Here is a 22,224-nt window from a genome sequence, read left to right as displayed (position 1 = left end):
TCCTTAGGGTTGAAAGCGAACCACCAGAGTGGGTAAGCCAAATTCTTCGGCCAGGATATCTTTCCGTTGTCGAGCGCGCTCCTGATCGACATCTGGCCCTACCATCACTTGGGTTAACACCGAGCCATCCGACAACACAGACTGTTTTGTGTAGGCTTCATAACCGGCTGTGCGCAGTTGTTCCAGCAGGCGGCGTGCATTATCAGCTTGTCGAAAACTGCCCATCTGAACCGACCACGCCACAATTTCACCGCTTTCGGCACGCGCCACCGGCGTATCTGTTCTTGGCACGGTGGTAATGGACGTGGCAGCCTCTGATGAACGCTCTTCGGCAGAAGACGGCTCAAGAGCCGCCTGTGGAGGTGATGCAGTCGATGAGGTAGAAGTAGACGATTCGGCGTCTTCAGGCACGCCCAGCAATTCATCCACCCGACGTTCTAATTGGGCGCGCGCCTCCGCTTGTGCAGCCGGGTCGAGTGCACCCGCCGTCGGTGCGGGCATGGCCGGCACCGGCGGGATATCCGTAATGCGAGCTTCGGGCAAACGCCCCTGTCCGGTAAACAGTACCGGCAATGCCAACAATAGGAACACGCTTAATACCAGCGCGCCAACCATACGTTTTTTTTGCGTATTATCCATGCGTTTCGCTATTCAGGTGATGCAGCGCATCGGCCACGGTGTGAAAAGACCCGCAAATTAACCAAGGCATATCAGGATCTATCGTTGGGTCGGCCGCCACCGCAGCCAAAGCCGCCGGAACAGAGGCATAATTCGGCGCCGTTAACAAACCGGTTTTGACCGCCAACTCGTCTGCACTTTGCCCCCGGGTGCCCGTTAAGGTCACCAATCGCCAATCCGGATTCAAAGGCGCGAGGGATTGTACAACACCGGCTGCATCCTTGTCCTTGAGCATGCCCAAAATTATTCCCCAGCGCGCATGCTTGGCGGATAACAACCGAGCCACATAGTCAGCAGCGTGCGGATTATGTGCGACATCCAGCCACAGCGTTCTACCCCGCCATTCTATGCGTTGCAACCGGCCTGGCATCGCTACGGTATCAAATACGACCCTCACCCGAGCGTCATCCAACGTCAAGCCCAACGCTGCGCACACCTGCAATGCCATCACTGCGCTGGGCAAGGGCAATAGCGGGGTGGGTAACGCAGAAAGGATTTGGTCATTCACGCGGACCTGCCACTGCCCCGCCGCATCCAGCTCCACGGGTTCAACCAGCGTCAGTTCTGCGCCGACTTGAGCCGCCACAGCCATAAAGGTATCCGCACAAGGCGTTGGTCCTACCAACAACGGCTTATGCCTACGCGCCACACCGGCTTTTTCACGCGCAATGCTATCCAGATTGTCGCCAAGCCACTCCATATGATCCAAGCCAATCGACGTGACCACTGCGCAATCGGTGTCCACGACATTGACCGCATCCAGTCGCCCTCCCAAGCCGACTTCCAATACCATGTATTCAACCTGTGCCGCACAAAACAGCCACAAAGCGGCTGCGGTGGTGAATTCGAAATAAGTGAGGGAAATATCCTGGCGCGCCTGATTAATGGCATGCAAGGCGGCCACCATTTGGGCGTCGGTTACCGGTTGGCCTTGAATCACCACCCGTTCATTGAAGAGTAAGAAATGCGGTGAAGTATAGAGCCCCACCGAGTACCCGTGCGTACGCAATAGCTCGGCGGTTAGGGTAGCGGTAGAGCCTTTGCCATTGGTGCCTGCGACAGTAATGACCTTGGCTTGGGCTATGGGCAAGGCCAAACGGTCCATGACCGCGCGTAGGCGGTCTAACCCCAGGTCAATTTCGGCCGGATGAAGCTGCTCTAACCACGCCAGCCAGACGGGCAGGCTGTCCGTGTGCGTTGGCATGTTAGGCTGCAGACAAGTGCATCATTTTACGCAGTTGACGAGCGATATCGCGGCGTAGATTCTTGCGATGAATGACCATATCCAATGCGCCATGGTCCAGCAAAAATTCGCTGCGTTGGAAGCCTTCCGGCAGTTTTTCACGTACCGTTTGTTCAATAACACGCGGACCGGCAAAACCGATACGAGCGCCCGGCTCGGCAACATTCAGGTCACCCAACATCGCCAGACTGGCGGATACGCCACCGTAACACGGGTCGACCATTACGGAGATATACGGCAAACGGGCTTGTTTCATTTTTTCAATCGCCGCAGAGGTCTTCGCCATCTGCATCAACGAAAACAAGGCTTCCTGCATGCGCGCCCCGCCCGACGTTGGAAAACACACCAACGGCAGCTTGTGCTCCAAACATACGTTCACCGCACGAACAAACTTTTCACCCACCACAGAGCCCATCGAGCCACCCAGAAAGGTGAAATCGAACGCGGCAACCACCACGGGCACCCCTTCCACGGTACCCTTGGTTACCACCATGGCATCTCGGTTACCGGTGGCCTTTTGCGCGGCTGACAGGCGGTCTTTATATTTTTTCGAGTCCTTGAACTTCAAACGGTCTACCGGCTCTACATCCACCGCGATCTCGACCCGTCCTTCCGCATCCAGGAAGGTATCAACACGCCGATTACCCGACAGAATCATGTGGTGATCACATTTCGGGCATACGTTCAGATTTTTTTCCAATTCAGGGCGATAAAGCACCGCCTGACAGCTTGGACATTTATCCCATAAACCTTCCGGTACATTCGCTTTATCACGATTCTCGGAACGGATGATGGATGGTACGAGTTTGTCCAGCCAGCTGCTCATGATTAACTCCTGATCTTGGTGGGTGCAGGTCACTCAACGGTTGGCGACGGCGCATCAATGTGGCGTCATGATAACGGCTGTCGGCGGTAAATCCAATGCCAAGCGTTTGTTCGTGTCCGTCTCCCGGAAAATTGGCCAACGGAACGCCCGACATGGCGTTCCTGAGTGGCGCAAAATTATGCGTGATCCATCGCCTGACGCATATTGGCTATTATCGTAGACACTTGTGAAGAAATTTCATCGGCTCCGTGCAATTCCATCTCGGCAATCACGGAAACCAATGCCGAACCGACAATCACGCCATCTGCTATCCGGCTCACCGCCGCCGCGTCGGCCGGTGATTTAATGCCGAACCCGACCGCAATGGGCAAATCGGTAAATTGCCGCAACCGGGTCAGTTGACGCTCGACATCCTGCACATCCAAGGTGCTGGCGCCAGTTACGCCCTTTATCGAAACGTAGTACACATAGCCGGAACTTTGCGCGCAGATGGCTTGCGCACGCGCATCGGAGGTGGTCGGCGTCAGCAGAAAAATGGAATCCAGCCCATGCGCATGCAATGTGGTGGTGAAATCACCGCATTCTTCCGGCGGCATGTCCACCACCAACACGCCATCGACCCCCGCCGCCACGGCCGACTGTACAAAATGGTCATAACCCATGAACTCAAGCGGATTCATGTAGCCCATCAAAACAATGGGCGTCAACGCATCCTGTTCACGGAAGCGCCCTACCAGCGCCAGTACATCTTCCAAGCCAACGCCTTGGCGCAACGCCCGTTCATAAGCCAGTTGAATGGTTGGACCATCGGCCATCGGGTCGGAAAACGGCACACCCAATTCAATAATATCGGCACCCTTTGCCACCAGTTCATGCATCAGTTTCAGCGTGGTGTCCAAATTCGGATCACCCGCGGTGATGTAAGGGATAAGCGCCTTACGACCGGCGGTTTTCAGTTCAGCCATTACGCCTTGAATTCGACTCATGTTCCATCACTCCTGATTAAATTTGCATGCCGTCTAAGGCAGCCACGGTATGCACATCTTTATCGCCGCGCCCGGACAGATTCACAATGATGCGTTTACCCGGCCCCATGTCTTTTGCCAGCTTCTTGGCATACGCCATGGCGTGCGCCGTCTCCAAAGCAGGCATAATGCCTTCCACCCGAGTCAGCTCATGAAATGCGGCCATGGCTTCATCGTCCGTCACCGCAACATAGGTCGCACGGCCTTCGTCTTTCAACCAGCTGTGTTCTGGCCCAACACCGGGGTAATCCAAACCGGCGGATACAGAATGCGTGCCCAGAATTTGTCCGTTGTCGTCGGCCATGATGTAGGTACGATTACCGTGCAGAATACCGGGTCGACCAGCACTCAAAGGCGCAGCATGCCGTCCGGTTTCAACCCCGTCACCGCCCGCTTCAACGCCATATAAAGCAACGGATTCATCGTTCAGAAAATCATGGAACAAACCAATCGCATTGGAACCACCACCCACACAGGCCACCAAGGCATCCGGCAAACAACCGGCCTGCTCCTGCATCTGGCGTCTGGCTTCGCGGCCGATAATGGCGTGGAAATCACGCACCAGCATCGGATAAGGGTGTGGCCCGGCCACCGTACCAATGATGTAGTAGGTATCGTCCACGTTGGTGACCCAGTCCCGCATAGCTTCGTTCAGCGCATCTTTTAAGGTGCGCGTGCCAGACGTAACCGGCACAACGGTGGCGCCCAACAAACGCATGCGGTAGACGTTCAGTTTCTGTCGTTCAACGTCATCAGCGCCCATGTACACCACACATTCCAGGCCCAATCGCGCCGCCACGGTGGCCGTAGCCACCCCGTGCTGCCCGGCGCCAGTCTCAGCAATTACTCGGCGTTTGCCTACATGCTTCGCCAGCAGCGCCTGCCCAATGGCGTTGTTAATTTTATGCGACCCGGTATGGTTCAAGTCTTCGCGCTTCAAATAGATATCCGCCCCACCCCAGTTCGCCGTTAGCCGCTCGGCAAAGTACAGCGGTGATGGTCGGCCTACATAGTGAGCCATATCGCGGTCAAAATCAGCCTGAAAGGCCGGATCATCTTTTAACGAACGATAAATGCGGTCCAAGTCATCCAAAGCAGCCATAAGGGTTTCAGAGGCAAAGCGGCCCCCATGAATGCCAAAGTGACCCCGGGCATCGGGCATTTGGAAATAATCTTTACTGACGGTCATGACGGTTATCCTCTTGTCTGACAGCGGCCAAAAAGGCCTGAATACGTGCGGTGTCTTTCACCCCTTTTTGCGCTTCAACGCCACCACTGACATCGACTGCATAGGGCTGTACGGTACGAATCGCCTGACCAACATTATTCGGTGTCAGGCCACCCGCTAGAATGATTCGGCTTCGCCATCGCTCGGGTACGTTAGCCCAATCGAACTGTTCGCCCGTGCCGCCCGGCAAATCGGGGTGCCAAGCGTCCAACAAAATGCCACGAGCAGCGTGCCATTGTGGCAACTCAGCTTCCAGATCCAGACCCGGCTTCATGCGAATCGCCTTAAAAAACGGTAGGCCGATACGCTGACTCATCTGCTGGCACACTTGTGCGCAGAACTCCGGCGTCTCATCGCCATGAAATTGCAGCATATCAACCCCACTGGTTTGCACCCATTGCTGCAACTCGGCCGGGTCCGGATTCACCACCAAGCCAACGGTTTGCACGAACGGCGGCACCAACGCCACCAGTTCCGCCGCCGCGTCGGGTGTTATGGCCCGGGGGCTAGGTGGATAAAACACAAAGCCCAGCGCATCGGCTCCGGCAGCAACAGCCGCGTGCACATGCTCTGCACTACGCAAACCGCAAATTTTTACGCGCGTTCTCTGGGTCATAACGGGTGCTACCATAAATGTTCTCCCAAAAATGCGGGCCCAACCGCAGGCTGGGGAAGCCTGAACGCGTTGTCGTATTCCGCGCCGACGAAATACAGGCCATCTGGCCGTGCTGTGACACCGCCTTCACGTCTTGAACGCCCTGACAGCACATCGGCAGCCCACTGCACTGGCGCGTCGCCACAACCAATGGTCATGAGCACCCCCGCGAAATTGCGCACCATATGGTGCAAAAATGCATTGGCGCGTACATCGATCACCACCATCCGGCCTTGCCGCACAACCCGACAGTGATACACCGTCTTGATCGGACTGTGGGCCTGACACGCCGCCGCTCGGAAAGCGCTAAAATCGTGCTCGCCGACCAAGAGGTTCGCAGCCGCCTGCATACGCTCAACCGCCAGTGGTCGCTTTTCCCACGTCATCCCTTCCCGCAGAACAGCCGACGGGATAGTGTGGTTATAGATCACGTACCGGTAACGCCGTGCTCGAGCCATAAAACGCGCATGGAAGTTATGATCCATGGGCTTTACCCATTGCACACTGATGTCTTTGGGCAAATGCGTATTGGTGCCCAGGATCCAGCCATAGGGCGAACGCTGCGCTGCTGTATCAAAATGTACCACCTGAGCGGTGGCGTGCACTCCGGCATCGGTACGACCAGCACAGTACAAACGAACGGGATGATCCGCGACCTGTCCTAACGCCGTTTCTAGCGTTGTCTGCACCGTCGGTGTGCCCGATGCCTGAGCCTGCCAGCCCGAATAACGACCACCCATGTATTCCACACCCACCGCCAAGCGATGAATATAGTCAGGCTGTTCCGGGTCAAATATCTCGTTCATGTGCCAATCTTAACTTAATCGTTTAGTTTGATTCAAGCCCAAAAAAACCGGCCAGAGCCGGTTTTTTTCATGTTATCCAATTATAGATGATTGAAGCCTATATCCAATGAATCGAGCGCAGGCACACCCCGAAAGCCAAAGTTTTATAGCTTCCGCAGCAGCGCCTCTGCCGCCGCCTTCTGCTCCTCGTTACCCTCTTCAACCACTTCATTGAGAATATCTTTCGCCCCTTCCACATCATCCATATCAATGTAGGCACGCGCCAAATCCAACTTCGTTGCTATTTCATCCGAACCGGCTAAAAAGTCGAAATCATCATCCCATTCGTCGCTTTCCGCAGCACCCGACGTGCCACCGGCCTCGGCCATCTCATCAAGCTCTGACAAGTCATCCAAGCCAACATCAGCCGGGCGTTCTTCGCCGGTATCAACATCGTCACGCGCCGAAAATGACATGACGTCATCTTGCAGATCGAAATCGTCCAATCCGCCTTCGGTCAACGGCGTTTCACCCGACGACTCCACAAAACGTTCGGTATCCAACATATCATCCAGATCATCCAACTCACCGAGATCGGCAAAGCCGTCATCATCCAGACCTGAATCTTCTTCATCGGCAACATAAGGGACTGTTGCCGCAGACACGCCCTGCTCCGGCTCATCCGACAACTCGTCCAACGTATCCGATAATGATTTTGAAAAATCATCATCCATAGAGGCGCTGCGTAACGGCTCGTCTACTGGTTCGTCGTCCTCTTCCAGTAAGCTGGCAACGTCCAGCACGTCTTCTTCTGCATCATCGAGTGATAAGGCGTCTAAATCGAGGTCTGACAAATCACCCAACTCATCCAATTCGGTATCTAAATGAGCGTCCGCTTCCGTAGTCGCCAATGCGGCGGCTATTTCGGGATCAAGGTCGTCTTCGTCGATGGCTGCTGACGGATTTGCCGGCACATCCACTAGGGGAATGTCGGCTTCATCGTCTAATTCTGGCACGTTCAAATCGGGAACGTCCATGTCAGACAAATCAAGATCCAAATCACTGTCTTCATCGTCTTCAGCCAGAGTAGGCATGACTAAATCAGTCAGTTCCTCGCTCAGCGCTTCGTCCAGTTCTTTGTCAAAGTCATCATTAAGGGCATCACTGAGATCCAGATCATCTTCCGTGTCGGCTAACGCATCCGGGTCACTGGCCATATCCAAATCAAAGGCGTCATCGGAATCCGTTGATGCCGAAGCTGACCAAGACGCATCATCGTCCATGTCCAGATCGAGATCTAAATCGGCAAAATCTTCTTCCGCAGGCGTCTCAACAGCCGACGCAAATGCTGCACTGCCCGCGCCAACACCCAAACCAGTGCCAAGCTTTTGCATTACAGAGCGTAAGCGCGCCACATCGTCCTTTTCGGCTGGCGTTAACTCGGCAGCCAAGGCATCAAATTCATCAACTCGGCCTGTCTCAGCATACAGCTCAAGCAGTTTCAGCCGCACGTCCCGGTTTGCTGGCTCTTCCGCCAACGCTTGCTTCAGTACCGTCTCTGCTTCGTCATGGCGTTGAAAGGCCATATACAACTCAGCATTTTCCAGGGCTTCTGCAACCGACGGGTTACTTTCTTGCGCAGACGTAACAGGCTCAACGTCATCGCTCAGCTCATCCTCGGTGTAGTCGGTATCTTCGTCGGCCAAATCTTGGTAAGGATCATCATGCAGCAGGACGTCTTCTGCATCATCCAGTAATTCTTCGACCTCATCTTCCACAGCATCGCGACGGCGGCGCGCCAGTAAGATCAACCCTAACGCCAGCACGGCACCCAGAGCAACGATCAAGGCATTGGTTGGAATCATCAACCATGCAGACAGTCTATTCCACACCTGCATAGCACGATCCATAAAGGAAACCGCAGGTTGTGGTTCAAGTACGGGCGCCGCTGGCGACATCTGTTGATTGGCCTGTGCTTGCTGTTGCAAGGCACGCGCAGCCTCTTGCATTTCGGCCGCTGCCGCACTCTGCAGCTCCATCATCTGGGTCAACAAACGAACCTGCTCTTCCAGTTCGTTCAAACGGGACAATTGCTGTTCATTCTGGCGCCGCAACTCGTCGTTCAACTCTTGCTGAATGGCCAGTTCGTTTTGTACCCGAGCCAATTCAGCTTGTTGAGTGGCCCCATCGGCCGTGCCTTCTGAAGCATCACTGGCGGAGCCGACGATTTCCAAGAAACCGTCCGGATTACGCGGTGTGCTGCTGGCCGTGGCCGAAGCGGCATCACCGCTGGCGGTAGCTTGCTGTTGGCCCGGCGGTGGTAAGCCACGGAAGGCGCGATTTTGGCGATCAACTTCCTGAACGGCTTGCGCTTGACTGCGCACCAACACCTGCTCGCCATTCGGCAGTGTTAATAGAGAGCCCGCTTTTACCCGGTTGATGTTGTTGTTAATGAACGCATCCGGGTTTAAATCTTGAATCGCCAGCATAATTTGTTGAGGCGTCTGCGTAGCATCGGACCGGGCCTGCAGGGCAATTTCCCACAAGGTATCATTGTTCAAGACACGGTATTGATCATCCGCCAAGGTTTCTTCGCGTGCTACGGTAGGAGGTACTGTTGGTGGCTCAACCGGCTCTTGCACGGCAGGCGTTTCCACAGAAGGAGCAACCGGCGGCGCTGTCTCTACCGTTGGTGTCGGCGCTTGCTGGCTAAAGCTGGGGTCTTGACCTTGGAACACTTGGGCAGGTGCTTCGCCCGGTGCGAACACTGGCGGGTCGAGCAATAAGGTATATTCACGCAACAACCGGCCACCAGGCCAAGCCAGTTCAACCAGAAAATCCAAGAAGGGTTCTTCAACCGGGTTGGCGGACGTCACATCCACCCAAAATTGCCCGTCTCGCTCGGCAACATTAAAACGCAGCTCGGTCAGGAATAACGGACGTTCAATACCGGCGCGTGAAAACTCAGCCGCACTGGCTAAGCGAGCAGTCAGTTCCTCCGGGCTCAGGTCACCGGGACTGGTAATTCGGATCTGTGCATCTAATGGCTCGGTGAGCGCTGACCGCAGCGTAATTTCGCCCAAGCCAACGGCAGAAGCCAAACTCGCCATGAATAAAAATGTGATTGCACTGACCACCGCTGACAAGCGCGCCATAAACTCTTTCCTTTAACAACGGCACAACAATGGGAGGGTTAACAACAGGTCTGATGTTCGTCGTTCAACGTCTTACCCCATCGCCGTACCGAAACTCATTATGTATGAATGACCCGACACTTCCGATAGCCCGCCAAGTATTGAACAGTTGACGGTATTCCGCAACCTTCCTGCAACCTATGTGCCACATGAAAACGCCGGTTTTCTGACATAGCGCACATTTTGGACGAAAACACTGAATATCTCGGCAATAAAAAAGGCGACATTGCTGCCGCCTTTCGATTATTGCGTCAATTTTTCGCCAGCTTGAGAAAAGGTGCACTTTGCTCTTAAAACCACAATAGCGAAAAGCTGGTTTTAACCCTGCAAAATGTTGAGCATCCGGCGCAACGGCTCCGCCGCCCCCCACAACAGCTGATCACCTACGGTAAACGCAGAAATATATTCTGGCCCCATGTTCAGTTTGCGGATTCGACCAATGGGCACACTCAGCGTACCGGTCACTTTCGCGGGCGACAACTCGGCAATGCTTAGCTCACGGTCGTTTGGTACCACTTTGACCCAATCGTTGTGCGTCGCCAAAATCTGTTCGATTTCACCCACGGGCAGATCTTTCTTCAACTTGATGGTCAACGCCTGGCTGTGACAACGCATGGCACCGATGCGTACGCAGATACCATCAATTGGAATCTGCCGATCGGAACGACCAAGTATCTTGTTGGTCTCAACCTGTGCTTTCCACTCTTCTTTGCTTTGTCCGCTGTCCATGGCTTTATCGATCCACGGAATCAAACTGCCTGCTAATGCGGCACCGAAATGCTGTTTCGGAAAGTCATCAGCACGCATGGTTTCAGCGACCATACGGTCCACTTCCAAAATGGCGGAGGCAGGGTCATTGACCTGGTCGGCCACCTTAGCATTGATGGCACCCATCTGCTGAATCAGCTCTTTCATATTCTGCGCACCCGCACCGGAAGCGGCCTGATAGGTCATGGGGCTGACCCACTCGATGAGGTCTTGCTCAAACAGACCGCCTAGGGCAATCAGCATGAGGGATACAGTGCAATTGCCACCCACAAAGGTTTTCACGCCATTGGCGAGTGCATCGTCCAGCACCTTGCGGTTAACGGGGTCGAGAATCAACACGGCATCGTCTTTCATGCGCAGGGTTGATGCGGCATCAATCCAGTAACCGTTCCAGCCAGCATCACGCAGCGGCTGATACACCTCCGTGGTGTAATCGCCACCTTGGCAGGTGATGATGACGTCCATCGCCTGCAGAGCTTTGAGGTCACGCGCATCCTGTAATAAGGGTGTGTCTTTGCCTACGTCAGGGCCAGCGATGCCGACTTGCGACGTGCTGAAAAACACAGGTTCAATGTTGGCAAAGTCGTTTTCGGCGCGCATGCGATCCATCAATACGGAACCGACCATTCCGCGCCATCCTACTAATCCTACTTTTAACATGATATTCCTCACTCGTTGAGTGCTTTAAGGACTGCTTGTCCCATTTCTGCCGTAGTGACCTTGCGCGCTCCCTCACTCATGATGTCGGCGGTACGTAAACCGGCATCCAGTACGCGGCTCACCGCGTCTTCAATGGCATCGGCCGCAGCGGCCGCTTGCAAGGAGTAACGCAACATCATGGCGACCGACAAAATGGTCGCCAGTGGGTTTGCAATGCCCTGTCCGGCGATATCAGGGGCACTGCCGTGTATCGGTTCGTACATGCCTTGCTGCTGGTCGTTCAACGATGCAGAAGGCAGCATGCCGATGGAGCCCGTCAACATGGCGGCGCAGTCTGACAAAATATCACCGAACATGTTGCCGGTGACCATAACATCAAATTGTTTCGGCGCACGCACCAGTTGCATGGCGGCGTTGTCGACGTACATGTGGCTGAGTTCTACGTCCGGGTATTCGGCACCGACGCGCGTCATGACTTCACGCCAAAGTACCGTAACTTCCAAAACGTTGGCTTTGTCGACGGAGCACAGGCGCTTGTTTCGCTTTTGCGCGGCCTGAAAGGCGACATGGGCGATGCGCTCTATTTCTGGCTCGCTGTAAATATAGGTATTGTACCCCTCGCGCACGCCGTCTTCACGGGTACGAATGCCACGCGGCTCACCAAAATAGATGCCGCCCGTGAGTTCGCGGACGATCAAGATGTCGAGACCCGAGACGATTTCAGGGCGCAAGCTGGAGGCGGCGGCGAGTTGCGGATACAAGATCGCGGGGCGCAAGTTGGCGAACAGGTTTAAATTGGAACGCAAGCCTAACAGCCCTTTTTCAGGTCGCAGGGCCATTTCCAGTTTGTCCCATTTGTGACCACCGACAGCGCCGAGCAATATGGCATCAGCATTGCGGGCAGCGTTCAGAGTCGCCTCTGGTAATGGCCCGCCGGTCGCGTCGATGGCGGCACCACCCACAAGCCCTTCATTCAGTTCAATGTTCAGCCCAAAGCGGTCGTTTACCCACTCAAGAACTTTGACGGCTTCCGCCACAATTTCGGGCCCGATGCCATCACCGGGCAATACCAATACGTTTTTGCTCACTTACCTTCTCCTAATCCTGTTCGGACCTACCAAGTCCATAATTCTTACTAGGTTGAGCGGTGGTAGGTAGGCGTTGCATGGACGCCGTAAATACATCCATGTAGGCTCGTTGCGGACGTATCAGGCGCATCCATGCGCCTGACCCTTCGGGCTCCCTACGGTCGTGCAAATTCGTTCCTGACGAATTTGTCCTGTCCGCAAACGCCATGAAACGCCTACCTACCACCCCTCAACCGAACGATTACTATCAAGGCTCTACATACTAAGGCAAGAAAACTAAGGCTAGGCGTGCTCTTTTCATTGCCCAGGGTTACCAGCTACCGTGTCGGCGGATAGCCGGTATGCTGTAAGCGTGCGTCCTGCCGCCAGGACGGCGGCAGCGAGCCCCCATGGATGGGTTCACGGCGTCCCGCGAACAGCATACCGGCTATCCATCGACATCGCGGAGGACTAAAAAAGCCAAGGCGCTTGTGCCTTGCGTTTCGCCTCGTAGGCGCGAATCTTATCCGCGCGCTCCAGCGTCAAACCAATATCATCGAGGCCATTCACCAAACAATGCTTACGGAAACCATCGACCTCAAAAGCCCAAACCTGACCGGTAGAGGTACGCACTTCTTGCGCTGGCAAATCCACCGTCAACTGAAAACCCGGCTCTGCATACATCGCCGCAAATAACTGCGCCACAGCCGCCTCCGGCAACACAACCGGCAGGATGCCATTCTTAAAACAATTGTTGTAGAAAATGTCGGCATAACTGGACGAAATGATCACCCGAAAACCGTAATCTTCCAACGCCCAAGGCGCATGCTCACGGCTCGACCCACAACCGAAATTCTCCCGCGCCAGCAAAATGCTAGCGCCTTGATAACGCTCGTGATTCAACGGAAAGTCAGGATTCAACGGGCGCTGACTGTTATCCATGCCCGGCTGCCCTTCGTCCAGATAACGCAACTCGTCAAACAAGTTAGGCCCGAAGCCACTGCGTTTAATCGACTTCAAAAATTGTTTAGGAATGATCATGTCCGTGTCAACGTTGGCACGATCCATAGGGGCGACCAAGCCCTGATGTACAGTTAATGCTTTCATGATTCAGCACTCCACTCCCGAACGTCAACGAAATGACCCGCAATCGCTGCCGCGGCTGCCATCGCCGGGCTGACCAAATGCGTACGGCCACCAAAGCCCTGACGCCCTTCAAAATTACGATTTGAGGTCGACGCGCAATGTTCACCGGCACCCAGCTTATCGGCGTTCATCGCTAAGCACATCGAACAGCCCGGCTCTCGCCACTCAAAACCCGCTGCGGTGAAAATCTGATCCAAGCCTTCGGCTTCGGCTTGCTTCTTCACCAAACCGGAACCGGGTACGACCAAGGCTTGCTTCAGGCCTCCAGACACTTTTTTGCCTTTAACCACGGCCGCCGCTGCACGTAAATCTTCAATGCGCGAATTCGTACAAGAGCCTATGAACACCCGATCAAGCTTGATGTCGGTAATCGCCTGCCCTTCTTGCAACCCCATATATTCCAGCGCACGCGCCAGGCCGGTGCGGCGACTGTCGCTGGTCATGTCATTCATCGTGGGCACACGGCTGGAAATACCGCCCACCATTTCGGGAGATGTTCCCCAAGTCACTTGTGGCTCGATGTCTTTTGCATCAATCGTCACCACTTTATCAAACTGGGCATCGGCATCACTGACCAAATCGCGCCAGTTGGCCACAGCCTGCTCCCACAAATCACCTTTGGGCGCAAATGGACGGTCTTTAAAATAGTCAATGGTGGTTTGATCCACTGCGACCATACCAGCCCGTGCACCAGCCTCAATGGCCATGTTGCACACGGTCATGCGGCCTTCCATGGATAAGCTTTGAATCGCCGAACCGCCGAACTCAATGGCAAAGCCCGTTCCACCTGCCGTACCAATAACGCCGATAATGTGTAACACCACGTCTTTGGCGGTGACGCCTTTGCCAAGATCACCGTCTACCCGCACGAGCATGTTTTTGCTCTTTTGCTGAATCAAGCACTGGGTCGCCAACACATGTTCAACTTCAGAAGTGCCGATGCCGTGCGCCAATGCGCCGAAAGCGCCGTGGGTTGAGGTGTGTGAGTCACCGCAGACGATGGTCATGCCGGGTAAGGTTGCGCCCTGCTCTGGCCCCATGACGTGGACGATGCCCTGGCGCTCGTCGCCCATATCAAACTTCAGTATGCCGAAGTCAACACAGTTGTCGTCCAAAGTTTGTACCTGAATGCGGGAGATAGGATCAACAATGCCCGCAATACCGGACTTCCGTTCTTCAACGGTGGTCGGTACGTTATGGTCGGGTGTGGCGATGTTGGCGTCTAAACGCCAGGGTTTGCGCCCGGCAATCCGCAAGCCTTCAAAAGCCTGTGGTGAGGTAACTTCGTGCAGGAGCTGCCGGTCAATATAAATCAGGCAACTGCCATCATCACGCGCCTCTACGACGTGCGCGTCCCACAATTTATCGTACAGAGTTTTTCCGGCCACGCTGACACTCTCCTACGCTCATTATTTTTTCGAGCGAGAAAGGACTGGTTGCCTTCATTCAGGGACGCCGTGAACCCGTCCTTGGGGGCTTGTTGCCGCCATCCTTGGCGGCACACACCCTGAAGAAGGCAACCAGACCTTTCTCACCGATAACCCGTCGTCATGAAGCCTAAAAAAGAGACATCACCTTCAGGTTTAAACTTGGTGTTGAGGTTCAGGCATGGGGTGGGCCTGCGTGGGGCGTTTGCGGACAGGACGTCCGCAGCGAGCCCCCATGGATGGGTTTACGGCGTCCCCACAAAGGCCTACCCCATACCTGAACCGGTCTATATTGAAGCTGAAAGAATTTTAACGCTTGCATAAAAATAAAACAAATTCATAATTTTTATGTAATTGATAACTAAGTGGAATACGAATGGATATTCAAGGGCTGCAAGCGTTTCTATCGGTCAGTGCTTATGGGAGTTTTTCCGAAGCTGCCGCACGGCTGCACCTCACTCAACCCGCCATTAGCAAACGAATACAAAACCTCGAACACCAACTGGGCACCGCCTTATTTGACCGGATTGGCCGGAAAATTCACCTCACCGACGCCGGTAAAGCGCTTTTGCCCGCCGCCCAACGCATTTTGCAGGAAATGGACAACGCAACCCGCACCATGCAAAACCTCGCCAACCTCGTTGCGGGTAAACTCTCCTTCGCCACCAGCCACCATATCGGACTGCATCGCCTGCCCGCTTTATTGCAGAGGTTTAACGAAAGCCACCCACAGGTCGAACTCGACATCCACTTTCTGGAATCCGAGCTCGCCTATCAAGCTGTGCAAAAACGTGAAGTCGAACTTGCCTTCGTCACCATGACCGGCCAACAAAATCGCGTCTTGCAACAGGAAAAACTCTGGCACGATGAACTCACCTTCGTCGCCTCTCCACGGCACTTCCTGGCGCGCAAATTAGACCTGCAACTCAATGAATTGTGCTACACACCGGCTATCTTGCCATTCGAAAGTTCGGCCACGTACCAAGTCATCAAACAACAATTCGAGCGACGCAAACTGCCCATCAAAACGTCACTGCCCGTGAACTATCTGGAAACGATAAAAATGATGGTATCGGTAGGATTAGGTTGGAGCGTACTGCCCACCATCATGGTCGATGAACAGCTTACCGAATTGCGTGTGGCGAGCGAGCCACTGAGCCGGTCGTTGGGCGTGATATGGCTAAAAGAACGGACATTATCGAATGCCGCGCAGGCGTTTTTGGCGCAAATACGAGAATAGCGTCCCACCACCTGCCATTACGACGCCACCTAACGCACCAAAGGCATGCGCCGCAGGTAGCACAGCACCATTGAGTCCACCCAGATAGACCGGCATGGCAGTGGGTGCCAGAAAATCCCAACCCAGTTTAAGACCAAGCAAGATCAACAGCGCAGTTTTGAAACGCCAAGCCCAGCCCACTGAACTCACGATACACAGCACCGCCCAGCCATGCAGAACACCGGATAGACCGCGATAGATGCCAACCGTTGGCAACCACCAGAAAATAGCCACTCCGACCCAAAGGCATAGCCCCAAAAAAGCAGCACCGCCAAAATATTTCCGCATCGAAGGCGAGGCAAAACCGGTGAGCAACACAAAGGCCAACCCGTTCCACAATAAGTGCCAAAGGTTGCCGTGCGTAAAATGGCCGGTAACCAAACGCCACGACTGCCCATCGATAATTTCAGCATACGACCACTGCCAAGCGTCCACCCAAAGGGTGGCCAAAATACTCAGTAGAATAACAACGGCAGGCAATAGTAAAGAACCAAAGCGTTGGCTAAGCAAGCCGAAAAGCCTCTCTGGACAGCGGCGGTTGCTGATAATGAGCCCGCAAGGCATTACTTAACAGACGAAGTCTTTCCGGAAAGCCTTGATCAAACAACGCAAAGACGCGGGCTTGCACAGTCTGTTTGAACGTGTCGGAAGCACCCAGGCCGGTACTCAAATTATCTGCACTGAAATGAAATTTGTGACCAGCCGACACCGACAGAATCCACTCATTGGCCTGCGGCTTCACTTCCACGCGCTCGAATTCGGCTTGCTCGGTTTCCGTACGCCCATCTGGCTTGTACCAGTAGCCAAAGTCTTCCAGCAACCGCCGTTCAGGCCCCGCCAAACACCAATGCCCTATTTCATGCAACGCACTGGAATAGAAACCGTGTGCAAACACTAGACGATGATGAGGATATTCAGAACTGGCCGGAAGATAGACTGGCTCGGCGTCACCCGCCACCAGCTCGGTATTGAGCGACGGCAAAAACAATGCATTGAAGATTTTAATCAGGTCTTGGTAGGTATGTTGTTGCGCTGTCATATTGCTAGTGGTTTCTAGTGAATCGGCTTATCTTCTGCCAGAACAGCAGACACAGACGACTTACTGACCGGTACAGTCAATGGCAGTAGCCAATCCACCAGCTCACTGCTCGGCACAAAACCTTTTACCGCTTCGCGCAGCACACTTCTTGCGCCATCGATGTCCTGGCGCAACTCGGCCACCTGCAGTTCATGCAAATAGCGGTAAAGGGTTTCATGCGGCACCACTTCTTCGTTGGCGCGCATAATTTTCGGGTGTGACGTGCCTTCCACATCCTCGCCAATCAGCAATTCTTCGTATAATTTTTCACCGGGCCGCAAACCCGAAAACTCAATCGCAATATCGCCATCAGGGTTTTGATCGGATTTGACGTCCAATCCACTCAACTCAATCATCCGCCGAGCCAGGTCAACAATTTTTACCGGCTTACCCATGTCCAAAACAAACACATCGCCGCCCTGCGCCATGGACCCCGCCTGAATCACCAACAACGCCGCTTCCGGGATGGTCATAAAGAACCGGTTGATGTCCGGATGCGTCACCGTCACCGGCCCACCGGATTGAATTTGCTTCCGAAACAACGGCACCACAGACCCGGACGACCCCAGCACATTGCCGAAACGCACCATGGAAAAGACAGTGCTTTTGCCCTGTTGAGCCAAGTCCTGCACCACCAATTCGGCCATACGCTTAGTGGCACCCATGACATTGGTCGGGCGCACCGCTTTGTCCGTCGACACGAGAATACAGCGCTCAACCTTATGATCGGCAGCCGCTTGCATCACGACCTGCGTGCCCAGCACGTTGTTGCGAATGCCCTCAAATACATTGTGCTCCACCATGGGCACGTGTTTATAGGCGGCTGCATGGTAGATGGTCTGCACACGATAACGCTGGATAATGGCCTCGACCCGTGCCTGATGGCACACCGAGCCCAAAAATGGCAACAATTCTGTGGTTAAACCCAGCTCGACCACCTGCTTCTTGAGCTCTTGGTCAATGCTGTACAACCCGTATTCACTGAGCTCAAGCATGATCAATTTAGTAGGACCACTGCGCAGAATCTGCCGACACAGCTCCGAGCCGATGGAACCACCCGCACCCGTCACCATGACCACTTTGTTGTAGATACTGATGTCCAACAGCTCTTTTTGTGGGGGTACCGGGTCCCGCCCTAACAAATCTTCTATGTCCACTTCGCGTAATTGGTCAACCGAAGCCTGACCCGACACAATCTCTGGCATTGAAGGCACCGTTTGTACATGCACTGGCAATCCTTCCAACACATCCAAGGCGTGTTTGCGTTGACGACGCGACGCCGTGGGCAAAGCGAGCAACACGCGATCGACCGTATATTCGGTCACCAACGCCGCAGCGTCATCCGGGCAGTGCACCGGAATGCCGAGTACAGAACTGCCCCACAAGGCACGCTCGTCGTCTAAAAAGGCCACTACATAGAATTCTCGACCACTCGCTAAGGCCGTCGCCAACTGTGCGCCCGCGCCACCCGCGCCATAAATAATCACCGGCTGCTTGTCAGAGTAGTGCTTGATAATCCATTGGTAATAGGCGCGCACCAAGAGTCGGCTACCGCCCACATACAGCAGCGCCACCAGGGCAAAATTAACGGGAATTGAACGAGGAAAGTTTTGCAAACGCAGAATAAATGCCGAAGCTAATAGAATCAACGACAGCAACAACACGCCCTTCAGCACGGCCATTAACGCCTGCACGCCCATGTATCGTACAACCGCACGGTACAAACCCAAGCGCGCAAACACGAACACGCCAACGACAGGAATAATCGGAAACATCCACCAGACTGCACTTAAATAGTGGCCTGGAAACCACTCGGAAAAGCGCAGCGCGTACGCCGACCAAAACGCCAAAGGCAGAGCAATGAAATCAGCCACCACCATGATCATGCGCTTATAGCGCCGATTCAATGTGGCCACACGAAGATGTAAACGTTGTTTGAGCAATTCTGCATCTCTCCTGGCGGACCGCTTGCCAGCATTCATAGGAACGTCCTTCCCTGCTATGGAACAATGTACAGCGTTAAATTAAAGCACAGAGTCCAGCGTTTGTCGCATGACAATTTTACGTCAACCTAAGCGTTGCAAAGTTTGCCTCAACGCCTCTCGTGCCTTGGGTACACCATGCACAATACGAATATCCTTAGGTGGCTCGGCCATACCATCGACCCAACGCACCAAATCCTGCTGGTCGGCATGGGCGCTGAATCCGCCAATGGTATAAATCCCCATACGCACCGTATAGGGCTTGCCATCGATGGTCACCCGCCCGCCGCGCCCAGCCCGTTGAATATCGGCGCCCAAGGTACCCGGCGCTTGGAACCCCACAAACACCAAATCATGAACGGGGTCCTCCAACATGGCGGTGAGATAATTCATCACCCGGCCACCGGTCAACATGCCACTGGCGGCAATCACAATGGCCGGCCGGTGCGTTGAAGCCAATAACGCTACCGCTTTTTTATGTTGTTCGTGTGAATCAATGGTAATTAATTGCTCGAACGATAACGGATGCCGTCCCCCTTGAGCAACACGCGGGACATTTTTGTGCGGAAACTCGGCTTGCCAGGTGGGCAGCAAATCGCGGTGCACGCTGTTGAATTTCGCGGCCAACGGCGAGTCGACCACCACATCCACGGGCTGAAACGCCACATCGGCCAGAATGCGCTCGAGTTCAAACAGAATGTCTTGTGTGCGACCAATACTGAACGCCGGTATCAATACCGTACCGTTATTCTGCAACGCGTGTTGCACCGCTTCTTTCAGCCGCTCGGTTCGGGTTACCGGGTCTTCATGCAGGCGGTCGCCATAGGTGCTTTCTATAACGAGTATGTCAGCCCGCTCCGGCGATGTCGGGCCGGGTAAAAGCCCATGGTGCAGCGTACCGAGATCACCCGAAAACACGGTACGATGGGGTCTCGGTAGATCATCATCGTATCGATCGATCTCAACAAAGGCCGAACCCAGAATATGCCCGGCACGCTGAAAACGAACCTGCCAGTTCAAGCTACCGGGCAAAGCGCGCCACTCGTTAAATTCAACCGGCACCAACAATTCATTCACACGCGCCAAGAACTGGCGGATCAACCGCCGGTCCCGGGTGAAACCCAGCTTGAGGGCATCTTCAATCACCAAGGGCAATAACAACGCCGACGCCGGGGTGCAATAGATCGGGGCATCAAAGCCGGCACTCATCAAATAGGGCAACCGACCAATATGGTCGATATGCACGTGCGTTACAATTAAGGCCTTGATAGGGGTGAGATCAAAATCAACCTGATGTTGCTGCAACGGGTTTGGCCCCGCATCGCTGCCCTGAAACAGCCCGCAATCGATCAGGACATGATGGTCTGCCGATGCCATATAGCGATGACAACTGCCCGTAACACCCTCAGCACCGCCATGGTGCATGATGGATGGAAAGCCTTTTTCCACAGTTTTCTCCTTAACTCTATAATTTGTGTTTAATCCATCAAGATGGTGACCATCAACCAGTAATAAAACATACTAGGCCAGCCCCCTGGCCGAATATTCGCGCAGAGAGCTGCGCGCCTGCAGGCAGTCGACGAATAACTTACTATAAGTACCTACATAGGAAACAACGGCCCTTCACTTTGATCAGGTTGTTCATCCTCTAAAAACTGCTGAGCCCGTTGCGCCTTTTCCGTGACAGTATTGACCAGATAATGCCAGAAACCATCCTGCCTGACCGTTTGATTGAGCCGACTTGGAGGAATGAATCGGGACATTTCAAACAAAAAATCTCGCTGTTGCTCGTCGTTTGCAAGAAGCTTCAATCGATCATTCATATTTTGAAGGAAGACCTCTTTTGCTTCGGCATGATCATTCAGCTTGGCATTAATCAGCTCATAAGCTGGCTCAATACCTCCTTGAGATAACCAAGCTATATCCCAGATATCCCGATGTTTCATTCGCCCAGGCCTCATAGCAAAAGCAAGCAACTTATCGGCGAAGATCTCTTCTCGGGTCTGAGCTTTGATAATGAGCGATTCCGTCCCTAGGTTGATCCCATAGTGATTTCTAATCGTCATCGGCACTACCTGATAGCTGGGAACCGAGCAGATATCCAGATGAATTTTCTGTGCAGGCATGTCCGGTCGCTGAGGTTGCGTGTTCACGCTAAGCTTCCAAGTGTCGACATTCCCTTGTTTCTCCGCTTTTGGCTCAGTTACCGTGATCGGCACCTCATATTTTTCCTGCAGCCGAGTTTCCAATGTTTCTTTCAATTTGACCAGTTCGTCCTTGTTGAAGTCAGCTCCACCAGTGAAGTCCAAATCTTCGCTCAGGCGATTAGAACCATAGCAGGCACGAAGGCAAGTTCCGCCAATGAAAGTGAGTTTCTGAAGAAGGTCTGCATGGTTCAATTCTCGCAATATATCATGGTGCAAAATTTCCTTCTCCACCACCGGGCGCAGAACGGCCAGATCTCCCTGAGCTCGTATGGCCTCGTCAATCAGCGCATTAAATAGATCCATTGGGAGGCTCCTGCACCAGATTCATAGTGGAACGGTTGAACCGCCGCATGTCCGCCAGCGCCAGACTTTGGGAAGCCCTATACAGATGACACCTAGGATCGTAACTCAATTCATCAATCACCAGAGACATAGTGCGCTCTGTGTGCACAAACTCAATTGTGCCAAATCGCCCGCAACTGATTTCAGCTGACCTCCCCGTACTTACCACCGTAATCCAAGCCATAGGGATTTGAGATAACAGCCCTCCCTCACTCAGTACCGTTTCCAAACTGATATAGTTGAAGTGCCTGGCACGCAGTAAGGCAGCAGCATGAAAAAGAATCAGGCCGCTAGTGTCCGGCGCGCCCACATATTGGTAAATACCCTGACACACACGCTCCAAGAGACCCCGCTTCTCGGCCCGATGGATAAGCGCTCTATAGGCACCTTGAGTCAACTCCGGAAACAAAGAACGAAATGCCGCAGTAGAATAGAGGCGCCCAGAGCTGTTTATGTGAGAGGTAAGAAGCCATTGCTCCAAACGTTTTATTGGCTGCATACACACTATCCGCGCTTTGTTATAAATAGTGTAATAAAACGCAGAGTCATTGCAAGTAATCAGACACCAACTCTAAACAATGGCCGAACCTCACCCTGTAGGACGCCAGCCCTCTGGCCGAACCACGCCCGTACG

At 53.9% G+C, this 22,224-nt stretch carries 19 protein-coding genes; 1 reads left to right on the top strand and 18 read right to left on the bottom strand.

Translation table 11 applies throughout. The annotated features are described in order from the left end of the window. Positions 1 to 3: 3 nt before the first annotated feature. From ACFOSD_RS08105 to leuC, 12 genes are all read right to left on the bottom strand, one after another. On the bottom strand, positions 4 to 639 hold the full coding sequence (locus ACFOSD_RS08105) for an SPOR domain-containing protein (protein ID WP_380695339.1): 636 nt from the start codon (positions 637 to 639) through the stop codon (positions 4 to 6). Beyond that, entirely contained in the window at positions 632 to 1,882 is a 1,251-nt protein-coding gene (folC, locus tag ACFOSD_RS08100) for a bifunctional tetrahydrofolate synthase/dihydrofolate synthase (protein ID WP_380695337.1), read from the bottom strand. The genes ACFOSD_RS08105 and folC overlap by 8 nt, the downstream gene beginning before the upstream one ends. A gap of 1 nt (position 1,883) precedes the next feature. Next, positions 1,884 to 2,747, bottom strand: a complete 864-nt coding sequence (gene accD, locus ACFOSD_RS08095) for an acetyl-CoA carboxylase, carboxyltransferase subunit beta (protein WP_380695335.1) — start codon at positions 2,745 to 2,747, stop codon at positions 1,884 to 1,886. Positions 2,748 to 2,923: 176 nt separating this feature from the next. After that, positions 2,924 to 3,733: a tryptophan synthase subunit alpha gene (gene trpA, locus ACFOSD_RS08090; RefSeq protein WP_380695333.1), complete on the bottom strand. Its 810-nt coding sequence runs from the start codon at positions 3,731 to 3,733 to the stop codon at positions 2,924 to 2,926. Positions 3,734 to 3,749: 16 nt separating this feature from the next. Then, complete coding sequence (gene trpB / locus ACFOSD_RS08085) at positions 3,750 to 4,961, bottom strand: tryptophan synthase subunit beta (protein WP_380695331.1); 1,212 nt, start codon at positions 4,959 to 4,961, stop codon at positions 3,750 to 3,752. Beyond that, positions 4,948 to 5,631, bottom strand: a complete 684-nt coding sequence (locus ACFOSD_RS08080) for a phosphoribosylanthranilate isomerase (protein ID WP_380707582.1) — start codon at positions 5,629 to 5,631, stop codon at positions 4,948 to 4,950. Before ACFOSD_RS08080 ends, trpB begins: the two co-directional genes overlap by 14 nt. Continuing rightward, positions 5,625 to 6,461, bottom strand: a complete 837-nt coding sequence (gene truA / locus ACFOSD_RS08075) for a tRNA pseudouridine(38-40) synthase TruA (RefSeq protein ID WP_380695327.1) — start codon at positions 6,459 to 6,461, stop codon at positions 5,625 to 5,627. The genes ACFOSD_RS08080 and truA overlap by 7 nt, the downstream gene beginning before the upstream one ends. Positions 6,462 to 6,604: 143 nt before the next feature. Further along, positions 6,605 to 9,595, bottom strand: a complete 2,991-nt coding sequence (locus ACFOSD_RS08070) for a FimV/HubP family polar landmark protein (RefSeq protein ID WP_380695325.1) — start codon at positions 9,593 to 9,595, stop codon at positions 6,605 to 6,607. 357 nt (positions 9,596 to 9,952) lie between these two features. Then, the gene (gene asd / locus ACFOSD_RS08065; protein ID WP_380695323.1) at positions 9,953 to 11,062 is read right to left on the bottom strand and encodes an aspartate-semialdehyde dehydrogenase; all 1,110 of its coding nucleotides are present in this window, start codon (positions 11,060 to 11,062) and stop codon (positions 9,953 to 9,955) included. An 8-nt stretch (positions 11,063 to 11,070) separates the two neighbouring features. After that, positions 11,071 to 12,150, bottom strand: a complete 1,080-nt coding sequence (gene leuB, locus ACFOSD_RS08060; RefSeq protein ID WP_380695321.1) for a 3-isopropylmalate dehydrogenase — start codon at positions 12,148 to 12,150, stop codon at positions 11,071 to 11,073. A gap of 450 nt (positions 12,151 to 12,600) precedes the next feature. Next, positions 12,601 to 13,236 (bottom strand): 3-isopropylmalate dehydratase small subunit, encoded by a 636-nt coding sequence (leuD, locus tag ACFOSD_RS08055; RefSeq protein WP_380695319.1) that lies wholly within the window; start codon positions 13,234 to 13,236, stop codon positions 12,601 to 12,603. Next, a complete protein-coding gene (gene leuC, locus ACFOSD_RS08050) occupies positions 13,233 to 14,663 on the bottom strand; it encodes a 3-isopropylmalate dehydratase large subunit (protein WP_380695317.1) in 1,431 nt (476 codons plus the stop codon). Before leuC ends, leuD begins: the two co-directional genes overlap by 4 nt. Before the next feature lie 415 nt (positions 14,664 to 15,078). On the opposite strand from leuC, the gene ACFOSD_RS08045 reads away from it, so the two are divergent. Continuing rightward, positions 15,079 to 15,942 (top strand): LysR family transcriptional regulator, encoded by an 864-nt coding sequence (locus ACFOSD_RS08045; RefSeq protein WP_380695315.1) that lies wholly within the window; start codon positions 15,079 to 15,081, stop codon positions 15,940 to 15,942. Here ACFOSD_RS08045 and rrtA read toward each other — a convergent pair. From rrtA to abiEi, 6 genes are all read right to left on the bottom strand, one after another. After that, the gene (gene rrtA, locus ACFOSD_RS08040; RefSeq protein ID WP_380695313.1) at positions 15,898 to 16,491 is read right to left on the bottom strand and encodes a rhombosortase; all 594 of its coding nucleotides are present in this window, start codon (positions 16,489 to 16,491) and stop codon (positions 15,898 to 15,900) included. The two genes, ACFOSD_RS08045 and rrtA, sit on opposite strands and share 45 nt — an antisense overlap. After that, the gene (locus ACFOSD_RS08035) at positions 16,484 to 17,020 is read right to left on the bottom strand and encodes an elongation factor P hydroxylase (RefSeq protein ID WP_380695311.1); all 537 of its coding nucleotides are present in this window, start codon (positions 17,018 to 17,020) and stop codon (positions 16,484 to 16,486) included. The genes rrtA and ACFOSD_RS08035 overlap by 8 nt, the downstream gene beginning before the upstream one ends. Positions 17,021 to 17,034: 14 nt before the next feature. After that, complete coding sequence (locus ACFOSD_RS08030; RefSeq protein WP_380709164.1) at positions 17,035 to 19,002, bottom strand: polysaccharide biosynthesis protein; 1,968 nt, start codon at positions 19,000 to 19,002, stop codon at positions 17,035 to 17,037. Positions 19,003 to 19,125: 123 nt separating this feature from the next. After that, entirely contained in the window at positions 19,126 to 20,490 is a 1,365-nt protein-coding gene (locus ACFOSD_RS08025) for an MBL fold metallo-hydrolase RNA specificity domain-containing protein (RefSeq protein ID WP_380695307.1), read from the bottom strand. Positions 20,491 to 20,642: 152 nt separating this feature from the next. Next, a complete protein-coding gene (locus tag ACFOSD_RS08020) occupies positions 20,643 to 21,551 on the bottom strand; it encodes a nucleotidyl transferase AbiEii/AbiGii toxin family protein (RefSeq protein ID WP_380695305.1) in 909 nt (302 codons plus the stop codon). Beyond that, positions 21,538 to 22,089 (bottom strand): type IV toxin-antitoxin system AbiEi family antitoxin, encoded by a 552-nt coding sequence (abiEi, locus tag ACFOSD_RS08015; RefSeq protein ID WP_380695303.1) that lies wholly within the window; start codon positions 22,087 to 22,089, stop codon positions 21,538 to 21,540. The genes ACFOSD_RS08020 and abiEi overlap by 14 nt, the downstream gene beginning before the upstream one ends. Between the last annotated feature and the right edge of the window lie 135 nt (positions 22,090 to 22,224).

It is taken from the genome of Salinispirillum marinum, assembly GCF_042650105.1.
Taxonomy (GTDB): domain Bacteria; phylum Pseudomonadota; class Gammaproteobacteria; order Pseudomonadales; family Natronospirillaceae; genus Salinispirillum; species Salinispirillum marinum.
This window is presented reverse-complemented; position numbering and strand designations above follow the sequence as displayed.

Excerpts from the sequence above, each read along its gene's own strand:
- accD (WP_380695335.1), bottom strand. The coding sequence starts at position 2,747 with ATGAGCAGCTGGCTGGACAAACTCGTACCATCCATCATCCGTTCCGAG.
- ACFOSD_RS08035 (WP_380695311.1), bottom strand. The coding sequence starts at position 17,020 with ATGACAGCGCAACAACATACCTACCAAGACCTGATTAAAATCTTCAAT.
- ACFOSD_RS08045 (WP_380695315.1), top strand. The coding sequence starts at position 15,079 with ATGGATATTCAAGGGCTGCAAGCGTTTCTATCGGTCAGTGCTTATGGG.
- ACFOSD_RS08080 (WP_380707582.1), bottom strand. The coding sequence starts at position 5,631 with ATGGTAGCACCCGTTATGACCCAGAGAACGCGCGTAAAAATTTGCGGT.
- abiEi (WP_380695303.1), bottom strand. The coding sequence starts at position 22,089 with ATGCAGCCAATAAAACGTTTGGAGCAATGGCTTCTTACCTCTCACATA.
- ACFOSD_RS08070 (WP_380695325.1), bottom strand. The coding sequence starts at position 9,595 with ATGGCGCGCTTGTCAGCGGTGGTCAGTGCAATCACATTTTTATTCATG.
- ACFOSD_RS08105 (WP_380695339.1), bottom strand. The coding sequence starts at position 639 with ATGGATAATACGCAAAAAAAACGTATGGTTGGCGCGCTGGTATTAAGC.
- asd (WP_380695323.1), bottom strand. The coding sequence starts at position 11,062 with ATGTTAAAAGTAGGATTAGTAGGATGGCGCGGAATGGTCGGTTCCGTA.
- trpB (WP_380695331.1), bottom strand. The coding sequence starts at position 4,961 with ATGACCGTCAGTAAAGATTATTTCCAAATGCCCGATGCCCGGGGTCAC.
- leuD (WP_380695319.1), bottom strand. The coding sequence starts at position 13,236 with ATGAAAGCATTAACTGTACATCAGGGCTTGGTCGCCCCTATGGATCGT.
- trpA (WP_380695333.1), bottom strand. The coding sequence starts at position 3,733 with ATGAGTCGAATTCAAGGCGTAATGGCTGAACTGAAAACCGCCGGTCGT.
- truA (WP_380695327.1), bottom strand. The coding sequence starts at position 6,461 with ATGAACGAGATATTTGACCCGGAACAGCCTGACTATATTCATCGCTTG.
- ACFOSD_RS08020 (WP_380695305.1), bottom strand. The coding sequence starts at position 21,551 with ATGGATCTATTTAATGCGCTGATTGACGAGGCCATACGAGCTCAGGGA.
- folC (WP_380695337.1), bottom strand. The coding sequence starts at position 1,882 with ATGCCAACGCACACGGACAGCCTGCCCGTCTGGCTGGCGTGGTTAGAG.